The organism is Mesorhizobium sp. M1143, from assembly GCF_040318435.1.
Classification (GTDB): Bacteria; Pseudomonadota; Alphaproteobacteria; order Rhizobiales; family Rhizobiaceae; genus Mesorhizobium.
Window position 1 is genome coordinate 18,608 of the sequence record NZ_JAMYMJ010000028.1, and the last position, 20,375, is coordinate 38,982.

General features: G+C 63.7%; 20 protein-coding genes. 12 read left to right on the top strand and 8 right to left on the bottom strand.

What is annotated here, in order from left to right:
• Positions 1 to 16: 16 nt before the first annotated feature.
• From mltG to gmk, 3 genes are all read left to right on the top strand, one after another.
• Positions 17 to 1,273 (top strand): endolytic transglycosylase MltG, encoded by a 1,257-nt coding sequence (mltG, locus tag NKH35_RS19090; RefSeq protein ID WP_023715070.1) that lies wholly within the window; start codon positions 17 to 19, stop codon positions 1,271 to 1,273.
• 262 nt (positions 1,274 to 1,535) lie between these two features.
• Entirely contained in the window at positions 1,536 to 2,426 is an 891-nt protein-coding gene (locus NKH35_RS19095) for a YicC/YloC family endoribonuclease (RefSeq protein WP_023695597.1), read from the top strand.
• Positions 2,427 to 2,432: 6 nt separating this feature from the next.
• Entirely contained in the window at positions 2,433 to 3,107 is a 675-nt protein-coding gene (gmk, locus tag NKH35_RS19100; RefSeq protein ID WP_023672729.1) for a guanylate kinase, read from the top strand.
• Positions 3,108 to 3,191: 84 nt separating this feature from the next.
• On the opposite strand, the gene NKH35_RS19105 is transcribed toward gmk, so the two are convergent.
• From NKH35_RS19105 to lptF, 8 genes are all read right to left on the bottom strand, one after another.
• Complete coding sequence (locus tag NKH35_RS19105) at positions 3,192 to 3,770, bottom strand: Fic/DOC family protein (protein ID WP_023733860.1); 579 nt, start codon at positions 3,768 to 3,770, stop codon at positions 3,192 to 3,194.
• Between the two features lie 9 nt (positions 3,771 to 3,779).
• Positions 3,780 to 3,983, bottom strand: coding sequence for a hypothetical protein (locus tag NKH35_RS19110; protein ID WP_023733861.1), 204 nt, complete (start codon positions 3,981 to 3,983; stop codon positions 3,780 to 3,782).
• Between the two features lie 114 nt (positions 3,984 to 4,097).
• Positions 4,098 to 4,934, bottom strand: coding sequence for a 16S rRNA (adenine(1518)-N(6)/adenine(1519)-N(6))-dimethyltransferase RsmA (gene rsmA, locus NKH35_RS19115; RefSeq protein WP_023705356.1), 837 nt, complete (start codon positions 4,932 to 4,934; stop codon positions 4,098 to 4,100).
• Between the two features lie 24 nt (positions 4,935 to 4,958).
• The gene (pdxA, locus tag NKH35_RS19120) at positions 4,959 to 5,987 is read right to left on the bottom strand and encodes a 4-hydroxythreonine-4-phosphate dehydrogenase PdxA (RefSeq protein ID WP_031195193.1); all 1,029 of its coding nucleotides are present in this window, start codon (positions 5,985 to 5,987) and stop codon (positions 4,959 to 4,961) included.
• 12 nt (positions 5,988 to 5,999) lie between these two features.
• Positions 6,000 to 6,929, bottom strand: coding sequence for a SurA N-terminal domain-containing protein (locus NKH35_RS19125; protein WP_352915836.1), 930 nt, complete (start codon positions 6,927 to 6,929; stop codon positions 6,000 to 6,002).
• Between the two features lie 91 nt (positions 6,930 to 7,020).
• Positions 7,021 to 9,471, bottom strand: coding sequence for an LPS-assembly protein LptD (locus NKH35_RS19130; RefSeq protein ID WP_023733863.1), 2,451 nt, complete (start codon positions 9,469 to 9,471; stop codon positions 7,021 to 7,023).
• Positions 9,471 to 10,553: an LPS export ABC transporter permease LptG gene (gene lptG, locus NKH35_RS19135; protein WP_023702945.1), complete on the bottom strand. Its 1,083-nt coding sequence runs from the start codon at positions 10,551 to 10,553 to the stop codon at positions 9,471 to 9,473. The genes NKH35_RS19130 and lptG overlap by 1 nt, the downstream gene beginning before the upstream one ends.
• A gap of 2 nt (positions 10,554 to 10,555) precedes the next feature.
• Positions 10,556 to 11,755 (bottom strand): LPS export ABC transporter permease LptF, encoded by a 1,200-nt coding sequence (gene lptF, locus NKH35_RS19140; protein WP_023733864.1) that lies wholly within the window; start codon positions 11,753 to 11,755, stop codon positions 10,556 to 10,558.
• 32 nt (positions 11,756 to 11,787) lie between these two features.
• Between lptF and NKH35_RS19145 the strand changes: the two genes are divergently transcribed.
• From NKH35_RS19145 to NKH35_RS19185, 9 genes are all read left to right on the top strand, one after another.
• Positions 11,788 to 12,081: a hypothetical protein gene (locus tag NKH35_RS19145; RefSeq protein ID WP_156935527.1), complete on the top strand. Its 294-nt coding sequence runs from the start codon at positions 11,788 to 11,790 to the stop codon at positions 12,079 to 12,081.
• A gap of 49 nt (positions 12,082 to 12,130) precedes the next feature.
• Positions 12,131 to 13,621 carry a leucyl aminopeptidase gene (locus tag NKH35_RS19150; protein ID WP_023733865.1) on the top strand — a complete coding sequence of 497 codons (1,491 nt, stop codon included), beginning with the start codon at positions 12,131 to 12,133 and terminating at the stop codon, positions 13,619 to 13,621.
• Positions 13,622 to 13,629: 8 nt separating this feature from the next.
• On the top strand, positions 13,630 to 14,079 hold the full coding sequence (locus NKH35_RS19155; protein ID WP_023733866.1) for a DNA polymerase III subunit chi: 450 nt from the start codon (positions 13,630 to 13,632) through the stop codon (positions 14,077 to 14,079).
• A 142-nt stretch (positions 14,080 to 14,221) separates the two neighbouring features.
• A complete protein-coding gene (locus NKH35_RS19160) occupies positions 14,222 to 15,163 on the top strand; it encodes a 3-oxoacyl-[acyl-carrier-protein] synthase III C-terminal domain-containing protein (RefSeq protein ID WP_245261395.1) in 942 nt (313 codons plus the stop codon).
• A complete protein-coding gene (locus NKH35_RS19165; protein ID WP_031197144.1) occupies positions 15,160 to 16,164 on the top strand; it encodes an NAD-dependent epimerase/dehydratase family protein in 1,005 nt (334 codons plus the stop codon). The genes NKH35_RS19160 and NKH35_RS19165 overlap by 4 nt, the downstream gene beginning before the upstream one ends.
• On the top strand, positions 16,161 to 16,985 hold the full coding sequence (locus tag NKH35_RS19170; protein ID WP_023752531.1) for an MBL fold metallo-hydrolase: 825 nt from the start codon (positions 16,161 to 16,163) through the stop codon (positions 16,983 to 16,985). The genes NKH35_RS19165 and NKH35_RS19170 overlap by 4 nt, the downstream gene beginning before the upstream one ends.
• Positions 16,982 to 18,238 carry a F390 synthetase-related protein gene (locus NKH35_RS19175; RefSeq protein ID WP_023733870.1) on the top strand — a complete coding sequence of 419 codons (1,257 nt, stop codon included), beginning with the start codon at positions 16,982 to 16,984 and terminating at the stop codon, positions 18,236 to 18,238. Before NKH35_RS19170 ends, NKH35_RS19175 begins: the two co-directional genes overlap by 4 nt.
• On the top strand, positions 18,235 to 19,368 hold the full coding sequence (locus NKH35_RS19180; protein WP_023711925.1) for a GNAT family N-acetyltransferase: 1,134 nt from the start codon (positions 18,235 to 18,237) through the stop codon (positions 19,366 to 19,368). Before NKH35_RS19175 ends, NKH35_RS19180 begins: the two co-directional genes overlap by 4 nt.
• A complete protein-coding gene (locus tag NKH35_RS19185; RefSeq protein ID WP_352915841.1) occupies positions 19,365 to 20,369 on the top strand; it encodes a Rieske 2Fe-2S domain-containing protein in 1,005 nt (334 codons plus the stop codon). Before NKH35_RS19180 ends, NKH35_RS19185 begins: the two co-directional genes overlap by 4 nt.
• Positions 20,370 to 20,375 lie beyond the last annotated feature (6 nt).

Genomic DNA, 20,375 nt, shown 5'->3' on the forward strand with positions numbered 1-20,375 from the left:
AGATGGTAGGGCGCTAATGAACACCAATCCGGGCGGCAGCGGACAATTCGGACAAAACCAGCAGACCGGCCCGATCGTGCCGAAGACCGCGGCCGAAGCTTTGCGCCCGGAAGCCGGCACACCACCACCAAAGCGCTCGCGCGCCTCGCGCAGCCAAGTCGTCGTGTTCATGAACTTCGTCATCTCCGCGGTGATGTTGATGATCCTCGCCGCCGGCGTTTCGCTCTATTTCGGCAAGCAGGCATTCAACGAACCGGGCCCGTCGGTGGCCGGCGACACCTTCCTGGTCAAGCCGAGCACCGGCGTCCAGGATATTGCCGACCAGCTCGAACGGCGTGGGCTGATCAGCGATGCCCGCATCTTCCGCATCGCCGTGCGGGTCTATGGCAATGATTCAGCGCTGAAGGCAGGCGAATACGAGATAAAGCCGCGCGCCTCCATGCGCGACATCATGGAGCTTCTGAAGAGCGGCAAGTCGGTGATGTATTCGCTGACCATTCCCGAGGGCCTGACGGTCGAGCAGGCGCTGCAGCGCATCGCCGAGCAGGATGCGCTGACCGGCGACATGCCGGCCGCCAAGCCGGCTGAGGGCAGCCTCGCCACCGACACGCTGCGCTTTACCCGCGGCGCCACGCGCCAACAGATGGTCGACAAGCTGCTCGCCGACCAGAAGAAGCTGGTCGACGAGGTCTGGCAGCGGCGCGCGCCCGACCTGCCTCTGGCCAATGTCGACGACTTCGTCACCTTGGCCTCGATCGTCGAAAAGGAAACCGGCCGGGGCGACGAGCGCTCGCGCGTTGCCGCCGTCTTCCTCAACCGTCTGGCCAAGGGCATGCGGCTGCAATCCGATCCGACCATCATTTACGGCCTGTTCGGCGGCAAGGGCAAACCCGCCGACCGGCCGATTTATCAATCTGACATCCAGAAACAGACGCCTTACAACACCTATCTGATCAACGGCCTGCCGCCGACGCCGATCGCCAATCCCGGCCGCGCCGCGCTCGAAGCCGTCGCCAACCCGTCGAAGACCGATGATCTCTATTTCGTCGCCGACGGCACCGGCGGCCACGTCTTTGCCACCACGCTTGCCGAGCACAATGAGAACGTTGCCCGCTACCGGGCACTGCAGAAGAAGCAGGCTGAAGACGCCGCCAAGGGCGCCAAGACTCCGGGCCAGACCGATGCGCCGGCGGATGGCGACGACAACGGTGACGCAAGTGGCGATGCCGCCGGTGACAGCGGTGATGCCGGCGATACGGGTGCCGCCCAGTAGCAGGCCGGCGCTTTCAGACGGATCGACCTTAAGCGATGCGGACAGAGGCGGACGCGCTGCTGCTTTGAACGAGTAGCGGGGTTCGAAGCGTTTTCGGTCTTGCTCGGGTGCCTCTGCTTCTCGATTTCAGCCCAGCGAGATCGAAACGACAGCGGAAATCAAGATCTTGCCGGTATTGCGATTCTGACATTCGCGCTGCCCGTGATATCGAACGCATGCGCAATTGTTAGAATCGGACCATCAGGGAGACACGAGCCGCATCATGAATTTGCAGAGCATGACCGGATTTGCACGCACTGTTGCCGAACATGACGGCGCCTCGATCGCCTGGGAGGTCAAGTCGGTCAACGGCAAGAGCGTCGAGGTCAGGTTGCGGCTGCCGCAAGGTTTCGAGCGGCTCGAACCGACTGTGCGGCAGACGCTGCAGAAGCGCTTTTCGCGTGGCAATTTCCAGGCGACGCTGACCGTCGGCCGCGCCGCCGGCCAGCAGGCGCAGCCGGTGGTCAACGAAGCCTTCCTCAGGGATCTGGCGGGCTTGGCCAAGCGGCTGCAGGACCAGTTCGGTGTTGGTCCGGCAACTGCCGACGGTCTGCTTTCCCTGCGCGGCGTGCTCGATATCCCTGAAACCAGCGAAACCGAGGAGGTGCGGGCAGCACTCGACGCGTCAATCCTGTCCGCACTGGAAACGGCGCTTACAGGCCTCGAGCAGGCACGCCAGAGCGAGGGCGAAGCGCTGCGTTCGCTGCTTTCCGGCCATATCGACGCCATCGAGGCGTTGACGCTTCAAGCCGAGGCCGACCCGTCGCGCGAACCGGCGGCGATCCGCGAGCGGATCGCCGAACAGGTGCGGCTGCTGATGGATGCGTCGGCCAATCTCGATGCCGGCCGGCTGCACATGGAAGCGGCGTTCCTGGCCACCAAGGCCGATATCCGTGAAGAGATCGATCGGCTGAAGACGCATGTGGCGTCGGGCAGAGCGCTGCTGGCAAATGGCGGCGCCATCGGCCGCAAGCTCGATTTTCTGGCGCAGGAATTCAACCGCGAATCGAATACGCTGTGTTCCAAGTCGAACGCCGCCACTGTCACCGCCATCGGGCTGGAACTGAAGGCGGTGGTCGACCAGTTTCGCGAACAGGTCCAGAATCTGGAGTAAACCCGAATGGGTGGCAAGGAGCCGATGGTTGCCAGGGATCTCGGATCCCGCATTCGCCGCCGCGGGCTGATGCTGGTCCTGTCGTCGCCGTCGGGCGCCGGCAAGTCGACGATCGCGCGCAACCTGCTGGAAAGCGACGGCAGCCTGGAATTATCGGTCTCGGTCACCACCAGGCCACGCCGCGGCTCGGAGATCGAGGGCGTCCACTATCACTTCCGCACCACGCGCGAGTTCGAGCGGCTGCGCGATTCCGACGCGTTGCTCGAATGGGCCGAGGTGCACGGCAATTGCTACGCGACGCCGCGCGAGCCGGCCGAACTGGCGCTGGCGCAGGGCCGTGACATGCTCTTCGACATCGACTGGCAAGGCGCCCAGCAGCTCAAGGAGAAGATGCGCGCCGACATCGTCTCGATCTTCATCCTGCCGCCGTCGATGAAGGAATTGAAGTCGCGCCTCAAGCGCCGCGCCGAGGACCAGGAGCACGTGATCGAGACCAGGCTGAAGAACGCCCGCAACGAGATCGAGCACTGGAAGGAATATGACTTTGTCATCGTCAACGACGATCTCGACCGCGCCTTCGCCGAAGTGCGTGGCATCGTGACGGCGGAAAGGCTGCGGCGCGACCGCCGGCCCGGGCTGTTCGATTTCGTCTCGGGGTTGCTGGACGAGAAGACGGAATAGGCAGCTGTCGTTCCCCGATGGCCGGCTGTCCCATGAAGGCGTCTTTGGCAAACGATCTGGCAATATGGACGCTGTGGGCATCTGTTACTGGCTGGCGATATCTTTTATGAGTTCTGCCAATGGGGTTTCCTCGCCGGCAAAGCTCTCAATCATCGCATTCAGGACGTTTTCGCGACCGAGCATATCGGCATTGAATGGGAATCCCGCATTCTCCATCAGCATTGCCAGAAAGGTAAGCTGCGTGCGGCCGTTGCCTTCGCGAAACGGGTGGACGGCATTGATTTCGGCCAAAACATGCGCGGCCCGAACGGCGAAGGCGTCGAGGTCGAGTTCGCAGAGATAATCACCGTCGGCGAGTTCGCCGAAAATTCTATGCATTTCCTGGTTGATATACTCAGGATAGCAGAACCAGTTGCCCCCCTTGCCGATGCGGATGGCGCGAACCTCTCCCGCCCATTCATAAACGTCCTGGAACAGGTGATGATGGACAGCCTTGTGGTGCTCGAAATCCAGACGGCCTGCGGGGATATGTTCGTCGGCCCTGGTCAGGAAAAGTGCCAACTCGAATTCATCGAGTTGGGCCTGATCTTTGATATTCAGCCTGTTGCGGAGAACGGTCGTGCCTGGGTAGCACAGCGGATCATGTTCAGCGGCATAGACCACCTGCCGATCCTACTTCTTGCGGGTTACTTGGTCCTTGATAAGCGCCCTGCGCTCATCCCCGCTCAGGCCGCGCTCACGGCTTTCCTTCAGAATGAAGCCCATACGTTGCGATAGCTTCAAGCCTTCAACCGCGCTGATTTTTTCGCCCCTGCCGCTGGTCAGGACAAACTGGCCATTTTGGGTCGGCCGGTGGCTTGAGGTACTCTTTTTCATATGACGACAATATCAACTCGGCGACTCACCGGCAACTGCATGCCGCTATATGCTGCTTGTCGTCGCTGTCACACAGAATGCGATTTGGGTCCACGGCCGCGCCAGCGCCGCCGGTCAAACCGCGTTTGTCAGCCGCACGAATTCCTCGACGCTGAGCGTCTCCGCACGCCGGGTCGGATCGATGCCGGCGCGCGTCAGCAGTGCCTCGCCACCCAGGCTCTTCACGCTCTGCCGCAGCATTTTCCGGCGCTGGCCGAAAGCGGCTTCGGTGACGCGACCGAGTTTTTTCACGTCGGTTGACAAAGGGCTGGCGCGCGGCACCAGATGCACCACCGAGGACGTTACCTTGGGTGGCGGCGTGAACGCTTGCGGCGGCACGTCGAAGGCGATCCTCGCCTCGGTCCGCCAGCCCGCCAGCACGCCGAGCCGGCCATAAGCATCGCTGCCGGCACCGGCGACAATGCGCTCGGCCACCTCGCGCTGGAACATCAGCGTCATCGATTGATAGAAGGGTGGCCAGTCCGCCACGGTCAGCCAACGGATCAACAGCTCGGTGCCGATATTGTAGGGCAGGTTGGCGGCAATCCTCACCGGGCCGTCTTGTGACGCGGTCTTGGCAAGAGCGGCAAAATCCGTCTTCAGCGCATCGCCGCTGATCACCTCGAGCCGGCCCGGATAGTGGTTGGAGACCTCGGCCAAGGCCGCAAGGCAGCGTTCGTCGCGCTCGATGGCGACGACGCGGCCGGCACCGGCAGCGAGCAGCGCCCTGGTCAGCCCGCCGGGGCCGGGGCCGACCTCGATCACCGTGCTGTCGCTGAGGTCGCCGGCGACCCGCGCGATCTTGCCGGTCAAATTGAGGTCGAGCAGGAAATTCTGGCCAAGCGCCTTCTTTGCCTGCAGTCCATGGCGCTCGATCACCTCGCGCAGCGGCGGCAGCCCGTCAATGCTCATGATTTTGGGCTCATGATTTTGGGCTCATGCAGCTGCGGGCTTTGCGCCGGTATCGGCCAGCCGGCGGGCCAGCTTCAGCGCCGCGATCAGGCTGTCGGGACGTGCGATGCCCTTGCCGGCGATGTCGAAGGCTGTGCCGTGATCGGGCGAGGTGCGGATGAACGGCAGGCCAAGCGTGACGTTGACGGCCTCGTCGAAGGCCAGCGCCTTGGCCGGGATCAACGCCTGGTCATGATACATGCAGACCGCCACGTCGTAGCCGGCGCGGGCGCGCGCATGAAACATCGTATCGGCCGGCAGCGGCCCGAAGGCATCGATGCCTTGCGCCCGCAACATGTCGACCGCAGGACGAATGATGCGCTCGTCCTCTGTCCCCATGGCGCCGCTTTCGCCGGCATGCGGATTGAGGCCGGCAAGCGCGAGCCTCGGCCTGGCGATGCCGAAACGGCGTGCAAGATCGCCGGCGGTGATGCGCGCGATGGCAACGATCAGCTCCGTCGTCAGCGTCTTCGGCACCTCGGCCAGCGCGATGTGGATGGTGACCGGAACGGTGCGCAATTCGGGGCCGGCGAGCAGCATCACCGGCGTCACCGTGCCGCCGGTGTGGAGCGAGGCCAGATGCGCCAGATATTCGGTGTGACCGGGAAAGCCGAAGCCGGCATCGTAAAGCGGCTTCTTCGCGATCGGACAGGTGACGACCGCGGCCGCGTGACCGGCAAGGCAGTCGGCGACGGCGCGATCGATGGCCTCGATGATGCCGGCGGCATTGGCCGGGTCGGGCCGGCCGGGATCGTCGGTGAAGTGGGCCGCCAGCGGCACCACGGGCAAGGCGTGTTGAAAGACACCAGCTGCTTGGGCCGGCACCGTCTCGGCGATTGCCACCGCCGCGCCGAGCCGGCGCGCCCGCGCGGCAATCAGCGCCGGATCGGCCAGAAGATAGAAGGGCGCGGCACCGGAACCGCGGGCGCTCTGCCACGCGGCAATGGCGATTTCCGGACCGACGCCGGATGGATCGCCGACGCTCAGCGCCAGCGGAAGCTCTGTCTCACGCACGGCTGGGCCGGTTCAGCGCGTAACGATCTTGGCTTTCGCCTTCAGCTCTTCGACATATTTGGCCGAGAGCTCGTCGGCGTTCTTGTCGCCGCTGCCTTCGCTCTGGAACACCATCTGGGCCGCCTTGTCGTCGGAAACCTCGCGCGACGAGCAGATGCCGATGAATTCAATGCCGCGATCGGTCTCGCGCACGGCCGTGGCGCCGCCCAGCTTGGTGGCCTTGATCTGCTCGGCCCAGTCCGGCGGCAGTTGTGGCGCCAGCAATCGGGGGAGGTCGCGAACGGTGACGTCGATCAGGCCCTTGGCGAATTCACGCGTGGTGTTGCAGCCATTGAAGCGGGCGCGCATGGCTTCGGCCTCGCGCTTGCGTTTGGCGAGTGTGGCACTGCGCTCGGCCTTCGGCACCACGAAGATCACCTGCTGCAGCATGTACTCGGTGGCGCTTGGCTTGGCGCCGCCTTTTTCGAGCATACGCTTGACCAGATCCTGTTCGCTCACCTCCCCGCCGCCGCCGCTGTAGCGTGCGCTCAGCGCCTGGTTCCACGCCATCTGGGAGCGGATGAATTCCTTGAAATGCTCCTTGGTCACGCCGGACTGCGCCATGACACCGTCGAGCTGCTTGAGCTGCATCTTGTTGCTCGAGGCAAAGCGCTGATAGGCAGCCTCTACCTGGGCGTCGGAGATGCGGATGCCGAGACGCCTGGCCTCCGCCATACGCAGCGTCTGGTCGATCATTTCCTGACCCGCGTCACCCTTCTTGCGCTGCAGTTTCAGGAAGGCAGCCCGGTCCGCGATGTCGCCGGTGGTGATCGGCATGTTGTTGACGACATACTTGATTTCACTGGCGAAGGCCGGCGGTACCATCGTGGTGACAGAGACCGAGGTCGCCGCGAACAGGAGCGCGAATCCTGCCGAAAACAGGTATTTCCTCATCGAAAGCATCCCAATTCTAGCCCGGTTTTGGCCGATTCCAGCCCGATATTGGCGAAATCCGTGCCCGCTTTATGCGGCAAAACGATGTCGTCAGCCGGCTCTACTGGATGGAGTCGATCGAGCTTTGGGACGAGCCGAAATCGCCGAGCGTGCGGAACGACAGGTTGAAGCCGACATTCTGCGACACTTCCTTGGTGTTGATGTCGCGTGATTCCGAGTACGTCATCAGGTAGGTGAAGCAGGAATCATTGTAGGCAAAGCCGACGCCGTCCTTGACCAGCACGCTTTGTTGCAGGTCGTAGGTGCCGGTGCCGAAGACGCGCCAGTTTTCGGCCAGGTGTGTCGAGGCGCCGAGCGTGACTTCGTGGCGGTCGGTGGTGAAACCATAGAGGGGCTGCGCCTGGATGAAGGCGTATTTGGCGCTCAGCGAAACCGGCAGCCCGGAATAGGCGGCCTTCACCTCGGCACGGCGAACTTCGAAGGTCTGCTCGTCGAAGCGGCCGCTGAGCGAACCGGAGAAGCCGCTCGGGCTGCTGAAGCCGACAAGGCCGACATAGTCGGAGGTCGAAGTCTCCAGGCCCGAATTGGCGGCGCCATCGACATTGGCGCCGACATTGACCAGATCCGGCGAATTGAAGGAGTTGCGGCCGCCCAGCTGGTAGGATTGGCCGAAGATGGCATTGGTGCCCCAGCCATTGTCGTAGGCGCCGGAATAGCGGAAGCCGACATTGGCGCGGCTGCCGCCTTCGACGCGGTCGTAGCCGGAGAACTTGTCGCGCTCGAACAGCGTCGTGGCATCGAAGACGAAGCTCTGTGCATCCTCGTTGGGAACGGCGAGCCCGCCGACATACTGCTCGTTCGGGCGCATGAAGACCTGCGCCATCGGTTCGACGATATGGCTGGAGCCGGTCATCGAGAACAGCACCGGCCAGCGCATTTCAAGTCCGGCAGTCGCCATGTAACGGGCGAAGGAAGACCGCATGTCGTCGGCGGCACCGACATTCGTCGCCATCTGGTTTACCGCAGTCAGCGAAGCCGAAGAAGCGTTGAGATAGTCGACGTCGCCCTGCAGAGCCAGAAGCGGCGTCAGCTGCAATCCGCCGTCCGTGGTGAAGGTACGCTTCCACTCGGCCTCGGCGGTGAGGCGACCGGATTCGCCCTCGATGCCGCGCACGCGCTGGACGCCTGAGCCCGGCACATAGGGGGTAAAATAGGCCTGATCGAGATCGTCACGGCGGATGATGCGCGCATTGACGTTGAACGACAGCTGGCCGCCGGCCACCGACATGTCGGGAATGTAGGCATAGTCGAGCGATGGCAACACCCAGGGCTGCTTGTCGCTGCGCGATGCGACGTTGCCGTCCGGTGTGTTTTCCTGAACCTGGAAGCGCATGGCGCGCACATCGAAATAATTGCGGTCGTTTAGGCCGGTCAGGTAGACCGACGATTGATGCACGGCGTCGTTGTAGCCTTCGATCGTGTAGGTACGCGAAAAATTCTTGTCGGTCTGAAGCAGGATATCCCAGCCGAAGTCCCAGCGCGGATTGATGGCGAACTGGCCTTTGGTGCCCATCATCCCGCGGAATTTGTTCGGATCGCCTGCTGGCCCCGAATTGACATTGTAGCCGCCGGGGAAAGCCGCGAAATCACGGAAAGCGCCAGGGTCCTGCTGGTTGATTCCGGCAAGCTTCAGCGTGTATTGGCCATTGTTGAAGCGCTGGCGCCACTCGGCCTCGCCGAGGAAACCCTGCTTGGTGTAGCCGCTGCCGGTAACGGTGAGGTCGTAGGTCGGCGACAAAGCGAAGTAGTAGGGGACTTTGACGCCGACGCCGAGACGATTGTTGTAGCCGATGCTGGGGATCAGGAAGCCGCTTTTGCGCTTGACCGTCGGGTCGGCGATCTCGAACGCCGGCAGATAAGCCAGCGGGAAACCGAAGAACTCGAAATTCGCGTTCTCGAAGCGAACCGTTTTCTTTTCGCCGTTCCAGATGATCTTCCTGGCTTTGATCCGCCAGGTCGGCGCCTTGTCCGGCTTGTCTTCGCAAGGCTCGCAGGCCGTATAGACGCCGTTGTGGAACGTTGTCAGCACCCCGCCCATGCGCTCGGCGCTTTCGGCGGCGAAATAGGCTTTTTCGGGCGTTTCGACGCGCAGCGCATTGACGAAACCGTCAGCGAAATCGTCGGTAATATCGATATGCTGCGAGTTGATCTTGGTGCCGTCGCTGTTGACGATCTCGACATTACCGCTGGCAACCAGCCGCTTGGTGTTTCGATCATAGACGACGCGCTGGGCGACGAGCTTGTTGCCGCCATAGTCGATCTGGACGCCGCCGATGGCGGTGACCGTCTGGTTGTCGTTGTTATAGACGAGCGTGTCGGCCGCCAGCAGCATCTGGGAGCCGGAGGGAACCTTCGTTGCCACGTCGGTGACGTCCTGCGCCAGCGCAGGGGCCGTCAGCACGCCACAGGCGAGCAGGCATGCCAAGGCGCTCGCCGAATAGAGGCGCGCCAAACCGGCCTGCCTATGGCTGCGCAAAGCCGCCTCCCTCACTAGCCGTCTTCCTTGTATAGCAGGAATGTCACCCCAAAGAACATAGCCACGACAACCGGAACCCATGCAGCCACGGCTGTGGGCACGAATCCCGCCACGCCGAATGCCTTGACCAATACCGAAACGACATAAAGCAGAAAGCCGGCGAGGACGCCACCCAGAATCATCGTTGCCGACTGCCCCATCCTCGCAAATCGCATTGAAACTGTTGCCGCAATCAGCGTCATGGCCACAAGCAGGAACGGTAACGCCACCAGCGAATCGAACTGCATGGCGAAGGCATTTGCCTTGAGGCCGAAGGAGCGGGCAACCTCAATCTTGCCGGGAAGGTCGTAAAACGGGATGGTTTCGGGGCGCGCCAGCCGTTCCTGCACGAATTCCGGCTTGAGGTTGGTCGGCAACTGGTCGGTCGTTTCGGAACGGATGTTGCCGTCCTTGAACACCTTGACGTCCTGCAATTCCCAGTAGCCGTCGCGCAGAAAGGCCCGCGCCGCGTCCTTGCGCTCGACGATATTGCCCTGCGGATCGAGGACGAAGAACACGGTGTCGGCCATTTCCAGGCCCTGGTTCAGGATGGCGCGGGCGCCGATGATGGTGTCGCCCGAGTTGGTTTTCTGGCGGATCCACGGCGTGGCATCGGCCGCCACCACGTTCGAATTGCCGGATCGCAGCTGGTTTTCCATCTGCTCCGACCATGAGAAGCCATGCGCGGCGATCGGATTGAGCACGCCGACCGACAATATGCCGAATAACAGCGCACCGATGCAGCAGGGCAACAGAAACTGCCAGGCCGACACTCCGGCCGAGCGCGCAATCACCAGCTCGTATTTGCGGTTGAGCGAGACCAGCGTCGCCATCGCCGAGAACAGGCCGACGAACGGCACCGTCTGCAGCATGATCATTGGCATCCTCAGCGCCGAGATCGCGACCGCCGTGCCGTAGGTGAAGCCCGGCAGGCCGGTGATGCGGCCGGACAGCTCGGTGAAGTCGATCAGGAACACCAGCGCCAGAAGGCCGATGAAGAACCAGATCGTGATCGACACGTAGCGAAAGAAGAAGTAGCGGCCCAGGGTCCAGCCCATCGTCAGGCTCCCTGGCCGGATGTGTAGCGCCGATTGAGGCGCAGCTTGAGCGCCGTCCAGCCATGGCTGACGCGGCCGGCGAAATTCGTCATCCAGTCGGCCCAGCTGCCGGGCAGTTCCATGCTTCGCGAGGTGACGATGAACCAGATGGCGACCGCCGAGGCGATGACCGGCACGCCATAGACCATATAGGCGTATTGCGGGATCTTGTCGGCCTTGCCGGCGGCAAAGAAGCCCAGCCAGCGCACGAACAGCGCAATGGCGATGGCTGTGATCAGCGGGTGGATGCGCGCCTCGCGGTGTGAGCGCGCATCGCCTGCCACGGCCAGCGCGATCAGCGCGAACACCAGCGAATAGGACCATTCGGAAAAGCGCTGGTCGAGCTCGGCCTTGTAGGCGCCGGGCCTGCGCTGGAAGATCTTGTCGTTCGGATCCGGGTTGAGCAGGTATTGCGTCGTTCGGTCCTTGGGCAGGAGCATGATATCGTTCGCCGCCGACATGAAGGCGGAAAGGTCGAAGGCGTAGGACGTGAAGCGGATGACCGACAGGTCGCCGGTCAGCGTCTTGCGATGAATGACGCCGTCATTCATCATCAGCACCTTCTCGTCACCCTTTTCGACGACGCTGCCGCTCTTGGCATAATAGATCAGATTGGCGCCTTCCTCGCGCGAATCGGCCACGAAGATGCCGCCGAGCCGGTTGTCCGGCAGCCGCTCGCCTATCTGCAGGAACAGCCCGTCGTCGATCTTGCGGAACGTGCCTTCCTGGATGATCAGCGACAAGAGATCGGCGCGCGAGGATGCGATCAGCTGGCGGTTCTTCTGCCTGGCATAGGGTTCGACGCCATTGTCGACCGCGAAGGAAAAGACGCTGGCCGCCAGCGCGATCAGCAGGACCGGCCGCACAATCGTCCAGCGCGAGGCGCCGGCGGCGTTGATGACGGCCAATTCCGAATCGGAGTTCATGACGCTGAGCGTCTGGGCCACCGCCACCACCAGGGCGAATGGCACCACGATCGGGATGATGGTGGGGATGATGAGGCCCGCGACCTCGAAAAAAGTCAGCGCCGATTGGCCACTATCGGTGACCAGGTCGATGCGGGCAAGCACCTGCGTCGTCCAGACAATGGCCAGCGTCCAGATCAGCGCAGCGAGAAACACCGCCAGTGCGCGACGCATGATGTAGCGTTCAACGACCTTCATGTAAGGCTTTTCTCGATTTGCCGAACGGCATCATGCCCGCGGACAAGGTAGTCGTCCGGCTGCGGCTGTACAACTGGGTGCGTTTGGCCATTTCTTTCAGGCGGTTCGATCCGATTCTCCGTCCCACATCGCCCGTCCCGCAGGCCGGAGTGTCGGCGGCAATGGATAAGAAAGGGAGAACATCGATGGTTAACAACAGGTTGCGGCAGGAAAGCGGGGCCGTGCCGCGACGAATCGTTATCGATTCCGTTGCGCATATGAGCCCCGATTCCGGCAAAGTCTTGCCAAATCAAGGAAAACGACCAAATGTCGCGCATCTTCCCTGAGAATGCATTTTTCCTGAAAATCTGAGCCGTTTCCCGAAAGCAGGACCTGATGACTTTGAGACCATTGATCGCCTTCGCCAAATTTGCCGCACCCAAAAAGGGCAGCATCTTCGTGCTGGCGGCCGACGATGGTGGTCTTGGCGAACCGGCAAAGGCCTGCGACCCGGCAGGAACGCTGGCGCGGGCGTTTCCGGTGGCGGAGTTTTCCGGCAAATTCGCCGGTGTCGTCGAAGTACTGGCGCCGCAGGGAACATCGCTCGACCGACTGGTGGCGGTCGGCGCCGGCAAGGTCGCCGGCCTCGATGACTTTGCCTGGCTGAAGCTTGGCGGCACCATCGCCGCGTCCCTGCGCAAGGCAGCGGAGGTGGCCGTCATCCTCGATGTGCCGGGCGCAAAGATTGGCGGCAGGCAAGCGGCGAACCTTGCCGCCGGCATCATTCTGCGCAGCTACTCCTTCGACAAATACAAGACCAGGAAAGACAAGGACGATGCCGAGCCGAAGAAACCGGTCAAGGTGACCATCCACACCGCCGATCCTGCCGCGGCGAAAAAGGCCTTCGCCGACGAGGTTGCGGTCATCGACGGCGTGCTTCTGGCGCGCGACCTTGTCAACGAACCGGCCAATACGCTCGGCCCGATCGAATTTGCCGCCCGCGCCAAGGAACTGGAAGCGCTCGGCGTCGAGGTCGAGATCCTCACCGAGAAGGAAATGAAGAAGCTCGGCATGGGCTCGCTCCTCGGTGTCGCGCAAGGCTCGCCACGCGGCGCCCGGATGGCTGTCATGCAATGGAAGGGCGGCAAGGCCAAGGACGCACCGGTCGCCTTCGTCGGCAAGGGCGTCACCTTCGACACCGGCGGCAATTCGATGAAACCGGCCTCCGGCATGGAAGACATGAAGGGCGACATGGGCGGCGCCGCGGCCGTCATCGGGCTCATCCAGGCGCTGGCCGCGCGAAAGGCCAAGGCCAATGTCGTTGGCATCGTCGGGCTGGTGGAAAATGCCGTCGACGGCCATGCCCAGCGCCCCGGCGACATCGTCACCTCGATGTCGGGGCAGACCATCGAGGTGCTCAACACCGACGCCGAAGGACGCCTCGTGCTGGCCGATGCGCTGTGGTACTGCAACGACCGCTTCCAGCCGAAATTCATGGTCAATCTGGCGACGCTGACCGGCGCCATCATGGTCGCGCTCGGCCAGCATTATGCCGGCCTGTTCTCCAACAATGACGAACTTTCGGACAGGTTGACGGCGGCCGGCCAGGCGAGTCAGGAGCGGCTGTGGCGCATGCCGCTTGGGCCCGAATACGACAAGCTGATCGATTCGAAGAACGCCGACATGAAGAACATCGGCGGCCGCTATGGCGGCGCCATCATCGCCGCGCAGTTCCTGCAGCGCTTCGTCAAGGAAACGCCGTGGGCGCATCTCGACATCGCCGGCACCGCGATGGGCTCGCCGCCGAGCGAGATCAACCAGTCCTGGGGCTCGGGTTTCGGCGTCAGGCTGCTCGACCGGCTGGTGCGCGACAATTACGAGGGATAAGGCAGGGAATGGCCGATGTCCTGTTCTACCACCTGACCGAATCGACGCTGGAGGATGCGCTTCCCGGCCTGCTCGAGCGCAGCGTCGATCGCGGCTGGCGCGCCGTGGTGCAGACCGGGACCGAGGAGCGGCGCGATGCGCTCGACCTGCATCTGTGGACATTCAGGGACGATTCGTTCCTCGCGCACGCGACCGACCGTGAAGCCCATCCGGCCGAACAGCCAATCCTGCTCACCACAAGCGACGCCAACCCCAACCAGGCGCAGATACGCTTCCTCGTCGATGGCGCCGCACCCGCCGATCTCGCCGGCTACGAACGCGCCGTGTTCCTGTTCGACGGCCATGACGCGGCCCAGGTAGAAGGTGCGCGGATGCATTGGAAGGTGCTGAAGGAGGCTGGCCACGCGGTCACCTACTGGCAGCAGACGCCGGACCGGCGCTGGGAGCGCAAGGCGTAAGCGCTTTGCCGGCGCGTCTTGAAAACGACGCTGTTATCGCCGAACCATCCGATCTAAGGATTGCGAAAAGCGCAACTCAAGCGGCGGGCTGAGAATGCGGATCAGGATCATCGGAACGGGGCGGGCCGTGCCGGCTCGATGCGTGACGTCGCGCGCCCTCGATGCGCGGCTGGGGTTTGGCGATGGACATTTCGAGGCCGCGACCGGCATCATCGAACGCTATGTCTGCGAGGCCGAATCGCAGGTCGACCTTGCTTGTGCCGCAGCCCGTCTGGCGCTTGCCGATGCCGAACTTGAGGCAGGCAGTGTCGATCTGGTCATCGGCGGTTGCGGCGTGCCTTACCAGCCGTTGCCGTCGACGGCGCCGCTGGTCATGCAGCGCCTCGGCCTTGCCGATGGGTCGGCGGCCGCTTTCGACGTCAACAGCACCTGCCTCGGCTTCCTCACAGCCTTCGAGACCGCGTCGCGCCTGATCGAGGCCGGGCAATGCCGGACGGCGCTGGTGTTCTCGTCTGAAATCGCCTCGCGCGCGCTGCCGTGGCAGGGCCAGCCGGAAATTGCGGCCCTCTTCGGCGATGGCGCGGCGGCCGCCGTGCTGCAACAGGCAGCCCCTGCCGAGGGTCGAGTCGCGGCCAACCTGATGCGCACCTACCCTTCCGCCTATGAGGCCTGCAGCATCGGCTCCGGTGGCACCCGGTTCGACTTTCATCGTGAGCCTGAGGAATTCGCCCGCCACAGCCTGTTCCACATGGAGGGTAAGGAACTGTTTCGCGTCACGTCACGCCATTTCAACGGCTTTGTAGCGGAGTTGCTCGATCGCGCCGGCTGGCGGCACGACGATGTCGACCTCGTCGTGCCGCATCAGGCGAGCCCTTTGGCGCTCGCCCACATGGCGCGCCAGACCGGCTTCGCCAGGGAAAAGCTGGTCGACATCGCGGCGCGCTACGGCAATCAGATCGCCGCTTCCATCCCCTTTGCGCTCGACGTCGCGCGCCGCGAACAACGCATTGTGCCCGGCGCCAAAGTGCTGTTCCTCGGCACCTCGGCCGGCGTGTCGTTCGGCGGCATGGCGCTGGAAGCATGACCGTGGGACGCGTCCTCGTCACCGGCGCCAGCGGCTTCCTCGGCGCGCATGTCATGGCGCGGCTGGCTGCACTGGGCACACCGGCGCTGGGTCTTGGCAGGGACGCCAAACGCTGCGCGGCGCTCGAAGCCGCTGGTCATCGGGTCGTTCGGCTCGATTTGTCTCAACCATTCGATGCAGCTGCCGCGCGCGCTCTCGACGGCGTCGATGCGATCATCCACTGCGCGGCACTTTCCGCGCCCTTCGGCAGGTTGGCGGATTTCCAGACGGCAAATGTCACAGCTACCCGCAACCTCAGCGATTTCGCGCGCGGGCAAGGCGTGCGCCGCTTCGTCCATATCTCCAGCCCGACGGTCTGTTTCGCCTATCGCGACCAGCTCGGAGTTCCCGAGAATGCGGCCTTGCCCCCTCCGGTCAATCACTATGCCCGCACCAAGCGGCAGGCCGAGGAGATCGTGCTGGCGGCGCCTGAGATCAGCCCGGTGGTGCTGCGGCCGCGCGGCCTCTACGGTCCCGGCGATCGCACGCTGCTGCCGCGTCTGCTGCAGGTGGCACGGCAGCGCCCGCTGCCGCTGTTTCGCGACGGCAAGGCGCGCATCGATCTCACTTATATAGAGGATGTCGTCGATGCGGTGCTTGCCGCGCTGTCCGCCGGGAGCGCTGCCGAGGGACAGATATTCAACATCTCCGGCGGCGAAGTGGTGCCGGTCCGCCGCATTGCCGAGGCGGCCTGCGCCCGCGCCGGCGTGCAGCCGCGCTGGCGCAGAATGCCGCTCTGGCCCGCCATGCTGACGGCCGGGATAGCGGAGGCGGTAGCGAATATATTGCCCGGCCGCCCGGAACCGCCGGTGACGCGCTACGGTCTTGGCCTGTTCGCCTATGCGCAGAGCCTCGATCTTTCCAAGGCAGGCCGCATCCTCGGCTGGGCGCCGAAAGTGTCGTTCGAGGAAGGGCTCGATCGCACATTCGGCAAGGCGATGGAAAGCAGGAGGGCAGCGTGAAGATCGTCTTCGCCAACAGCGCCTCTGTCAGCGCAGCCGAGCGCCTGATCCTGCGCGGCGGCAGCTGGGCGAAGGTCAGGCTACGTGTCCGCTACGGCCTGATCATGCATCCACAGGCCGGCCCCGTACTGATCGATACCGGCTACACGCCGCATGTGACACAAGGCAGCGAGCGCAGCACGGCGCTGCGTCTTTACATTGCGATCCTCCGGCCCCAGCTCAACGAAGCCGAGCAGCCGCTCGCGGTACTGGCGCGCTTCGGCCTCTCGCCGCAGGACGTCCGCACCGTCATTGTCACGCATTTCCATGCCGACCACATGTCGGGCCTGTCGCTGTTTCCCAACGCTCGGCTTATCGCCAATGACACCGCCTGGGCGCGGGCGAAGGCCAAGACTTCCCTGCAGAATCTGCGCCATGGCGTCTTCAAGGAACTGTTCCCGTCTGACTTCGAGGCCCGACTCGACGGGCTGTCGTCGAAGCGGCGGATCGAACCTCGCGGCGGCGTGCCAGGCGGCGCCGATCTGTTCGGCGACGGCAGCGTCGTCGCAGTCGATCTGCCCGGCCATGCCGATGGCCAGTTCGGCCTTTTGTTCCCCAATCTGGAGCGGCCGCTGCTCTACGCCGTCGATGCGCAATGGCTGATCAGAGCATTGGTGGAAAACCGAACTCCCGGTCTGCCTGCAACCCTGCTGGCCGAGGATGCCGCCGCGATCGAGCCGACCAGCGTAATGTTGCGTCGGTTTCTGGCGACCGGCGGCGAGGTTGTTCTTTGTCATGATCCGGCGGTGACGGCCTACGATGTGGCCGGAGAGAGCGCGTGAACGGGCCGGCCGAAGCGATCCGCTCGTTTGCGCTGACGCAATGGGTTTCGCGCAAAAGCCGCGAGAGTTTCGAGCGCTGGCAGGCGCAAGCCTTGCGCCGCTTTCTCGACCGCGACCTGCCGCGCGCGCCGTTCTACGGCAAGGCGCCGCGTCTTCTCGGCGACCTGCCGGTGACCGACAAGGCGACGGTGATGGGCAATTTCGAGCGCTTCAACATTCATGGCGTCTCGGCCGCCGAGGCCTGGAAGGCGCAGGCCGGCGATAGCCGCATTGGCGAGCTGACTGTCGGCTCCAGCACCGGCACGTCGGGCAATCGTGGCCTGTTCGTCATTTCCGAGGCGGAAAAATACCGCTGGCTGGGCACCATCCTGGCCAAGGCCGTGCCCGATCTGCTCTGGCTCCGGCAGCGCGTTGCGGTGGTCCTGCCGCAAAACACCGGGCTCTACGATAGCGCGCGCAAATCGCGGCGTATCGACCTGCGCTTCTTCGATCTGACGCGCGGTCCGGAGAGCTGGCGCGGCGCTCTCGAAGATTTCGCGCCGACGGTGATCATCGCGCCACCGAAGATACTGCGGCACTTCGCGGCCGAGGGCTTTCGGCTCAAGCCGCAGCGTGTCTTCAGCGCCGCCGAAACGCTCGACCCGGTTGACCGGCCGGTCATCGAGGCATTCTTTGGTGGTCAGGTCGACCAGATCTACATGGCGACCGAAGGGCTGTTCGCCGTCACCTGCCGCCAGGGCGGGCTGCATCTGGCCGAGGATTCGGTGTTCTTCGAGTTCGAACCGGCCGGCGACGGCCTGGTCATGCCGCTGATCACCGCCTTTCGCCGCCGGACCCAGATCATGGCGCGCTACCGGATGAACGATCTGCTGCGGCTGTCGGAAAAGCCATGCCGCTGCGGCTCGCCGCTGCGCACGCTGGACGAGATCGTCGGCCGCATGGACGACGCTTTCCGGCTCGCCTCGCCGCACGGGCAGCTCCTCGTCACGCCCGACATACTACGCAATGCGGTGCTCAAGGCCGACCGGCGCATCGACGATTTCCGCCTGGTCCAGACCGCTGAAGATGCAATCGAACTCAGCCTGGCCCCCGGGCTTGCCGACGAAGCCGCCACCGCTGCCCATCAGGCCGTGCGCAATTTGCTGGCGGCGCGCCAGGCGACAGCTTCGGTCAGCCTTGTTCGCAGGGACCTGCCGTTGGAGACCGGCCGCAAACTGCGTCGGGTCGAATGCCACCTGGGAGCGGCATCATGAACCGGCTCGCTATGTTGCCACTCGATCAGACGAACCGGGTAGAAAACAGCCCGCGTGAGGTCGAAGCCTTCGTTCAGCTTTTCAACGAGGTGCCGGTGCGCGACCTCGTGCGCAATCTGACAGTGGCTGTCGAAACCTTCGAGATCGCCGGCCGCTCCTTTCCGCTGACGCTGAACGACAGAAGCGAAGCGCCGAACTGCTATATCTGCTGCCCGTCCAGCGCCTATATCGACTATGCCATCGACGAGACCCGCAATTTCGTCTCCTCGCCCTTGCTGCAAAAAACGATGCGGATGCTGATCGGCCTGTGCGCGCCGCTGGTCAGGATGAGCGGCCTTGACCATCAGGTTCAGGTCAACAACTGGCTCTATTCGACCAATCCGGTGCCGCTGCTCGATCGCAACGCGGTCGCGGCGATGCGCGACGATCTCACCGCGCGTTTTCCAGATCGCGCTGTTTTCATCCGCTCCCTGAACGAGATCGCCGATCCCTCGACAATCGCAGCGCTGAAGGCGGAGGGTTTTCGAATGCTGGCGGCGCGGCAGATCTACATCTTCGCAGGCGACGGTTCGGCCATGACCAACGACATGAAGCGCGACCGCAAGCGGCTGCCCACGACGCCTTTCGAGCAGGTCGGCAATGGCGACTTCACCGAGGCCGACTATGCGCGCGCCGAAGCGCTCTACCGGATGCTCTATCTCGACAAATACACGCCGCTCAACCCGCACTACACGGCCCGCTATATCGGCGAGACGCACCGTCGCGGCATCCTGCAACTGGCAGGCCTGCGTCGTCCCGGCGGTGAACTGGTCGCCGTCGCCGCTTTGTCTCAGAACGGCAGGACACTGACGCAGCCCATCGTCGGCTACGACACCGGCCTCCCGGTGAGCGAAGGCCTTTACCGCATGATGATGGCGCTGGCGCAGGATCATGCGATGGCGCACAGCCTGTTCTTCAACATGAGCGCCGGTGCCGCCGCCTTCAAACGCTTGCGCGGCGCCGTGGCGACGGTGGAATACAACGCCGTCTATGCTGCCCATCTGCCGCGCCGCCAACGCATGGCGGTGCGGATCATGGAATTTGTGCTCGCGAAGATCGGCATTCCCCTGCTCAGGAGATTTGAACTTTGAGCGACACCCGGCAGCAGAAAGACAAAGACTATTGGCAGGCGGTGATGCGGTCTGCCGACATCAAAGCCAAGCCGAAGCGCATCCTGTTCGACGGCGCGCCACTGGTGCTGTTCCGCTCGGCGAAAGGCATTGCCGCCCTCTTCGACCGCTGCGCTCACCGCCTGGTCGAACTCTCGACCGGCAAGGTCGTCGGTGGCGAGATCGAATGTCCCTATCATGGCTGGCGCTACAATGGGGAAGGGCGCTGCACCGCCATTCCCGGCCATGTCGGCGACGTCCCGCATTACCGTATCCGCCGCTACAGCGCGATCGAGCGCGACGGCGTCGTCTTCGTCTCGGCAGGCACGCCTGAGGGCGAGCCCTATCTCCATTGCATGCAAGGCAAGGATGTCGTCGTGAAGCGGGTGCGAAGCTCGGCGCGATCGACGGTGCTCGACGCCGCCGAGAACATTCTCGACGCCACTCACACCCACTTCACCCACAAGGGTGTCCTGCGCGGCCTGACCGCAAAGCGCCATCTCGTGCGCGTCGAGGTGACCGGCGGCAAGGGCTGGGTCGAAAGCTGCTACACCGGCGAGGACCGCCAACAGGGGCTGGTCAGCCGGCTGCTGGAAGGCGAGCGCGCCAAGACCATCGGCCGCTACCGCCATCCCGGCATCGTCGAACTCGAATATTGGGGCAAGGGCGGCTTGGCGCTGGCGACCACTTTCCATTTGCGTCGGGCGGACGAACGGACCGTCGAAGGCGTCGGCTGGCTGATCGGCCCGCGACAGGGCCTGTTCGGCGAACTCAAGGCGCTTGCTTTCCGGCCGCTCTTTGCCTTTGCCCTGCAGCAGGATCGCCGTGTGCTGAAATCGGCCAGCGACAACGCCCGTATATCGCCGCAGGTTCAGCCGGCGATCGGCCCGCTGGATTTCCTGCGCCGCGACATAGCGGCGATCATCGACGGCAAGATGCCACCGGCGGCGGCAGAGCCGCGGGTGCACCAAATCGAGTTGTAATCTAAA

Excerpts from the sequence above, each read along its gene's own strand:
- lptG (WP_023702945.1), bottom strand. The coding sequence starts at position 10,553 with ATGGGCTGGACCCTGGGCCGCTACTTCTTCTTTCGCTACGTGTCGATC.
- NKH35_RS19145 (WP_156935527.1), top strand. The coding sequence starts at position 11,788 with ATGCCCGCGGACAAGGTAGTCGTCCGGCTGCGGCTGTACAACTGGGTG.
- NKH35_RS19155 (WP_023733866.1), top strand. The coding sequence starts at position 13,630 with ATGGCCGATGTCCTGTTCTACCACCTGACCGAATCGACGCTGGAGGAT.
- rsmA (WP_023705356.1), bottom strand. The coding sequence starts at position 4,934 with ATGAGCATTGACGGGCTGCCGCCGCTGCGCGAGGTGATCGAGCGCCAT.
- NKH35_RS19125 (WP_352915836.1), bottom strand. The coding sequence starts at position 6,929 with ATGCTTTCGATGAGGAAATACCTGTTTTCGGCAGGATTCGCGCTCCTG.
- NKH35_RS19095 (WP_023695597.1), top strand. The coding sequence starts at position 1,536 with ATGAATTTGCAGAGCATGACCGGATTTGCACGCACTGTTGCCGAACAT.
- NKH35_RS19150 (WP_023733865.1), top strand. The coding sequence starts at position 12,131 with ATGACTTTGAGACCATTGATCGCCTTCGCCAAATTTGCCGCACCCAAA.
- NKH35_RS19165 (WP_031197144.1), top strand. The coding sequence starts at position 15,160 with ATGACCGTGGGACGCGTCCTCGTCACCGGCGCCAGCGGCTTCCTCGGC.
- lptF (WP_023733864.1), bottom strand. The coding sequence starts at position 11,755 with ATGAAGGTCGTTGAACGCTACATCATGCGTCGCGCACTGGCGGTGTTT.
- gmk (WP_023672729.1), top strand. The coding sequence starts at position 2,433 with ATGGGTGGCAAGGAGCCGATGGTTGCCAGGGATCTCGGATCCCGCATT.
- NKH35_RS19110 (WP_023733861.1), bottom strand. The coding sequence starts at position 3,983 with ATGAAAAAGAGTACCTCAAGCCACCGGCCGACCCAAAATGGCCAGTTT.
- mltG (WP_023715070.1), top strand. The coding sequence starts at position 17 with ATGAACACCAATCCGGGCGGCAGCGGACAATTCGGACAAAACCAGCAG.
- NKH35_RS19180 (WP_023711925.1), top strand. The coding sequence starts at position 18,235 with ATGAACCGGCTCGCTATGTTGCCACTCGATCAGACGAACCGGGTAGAA.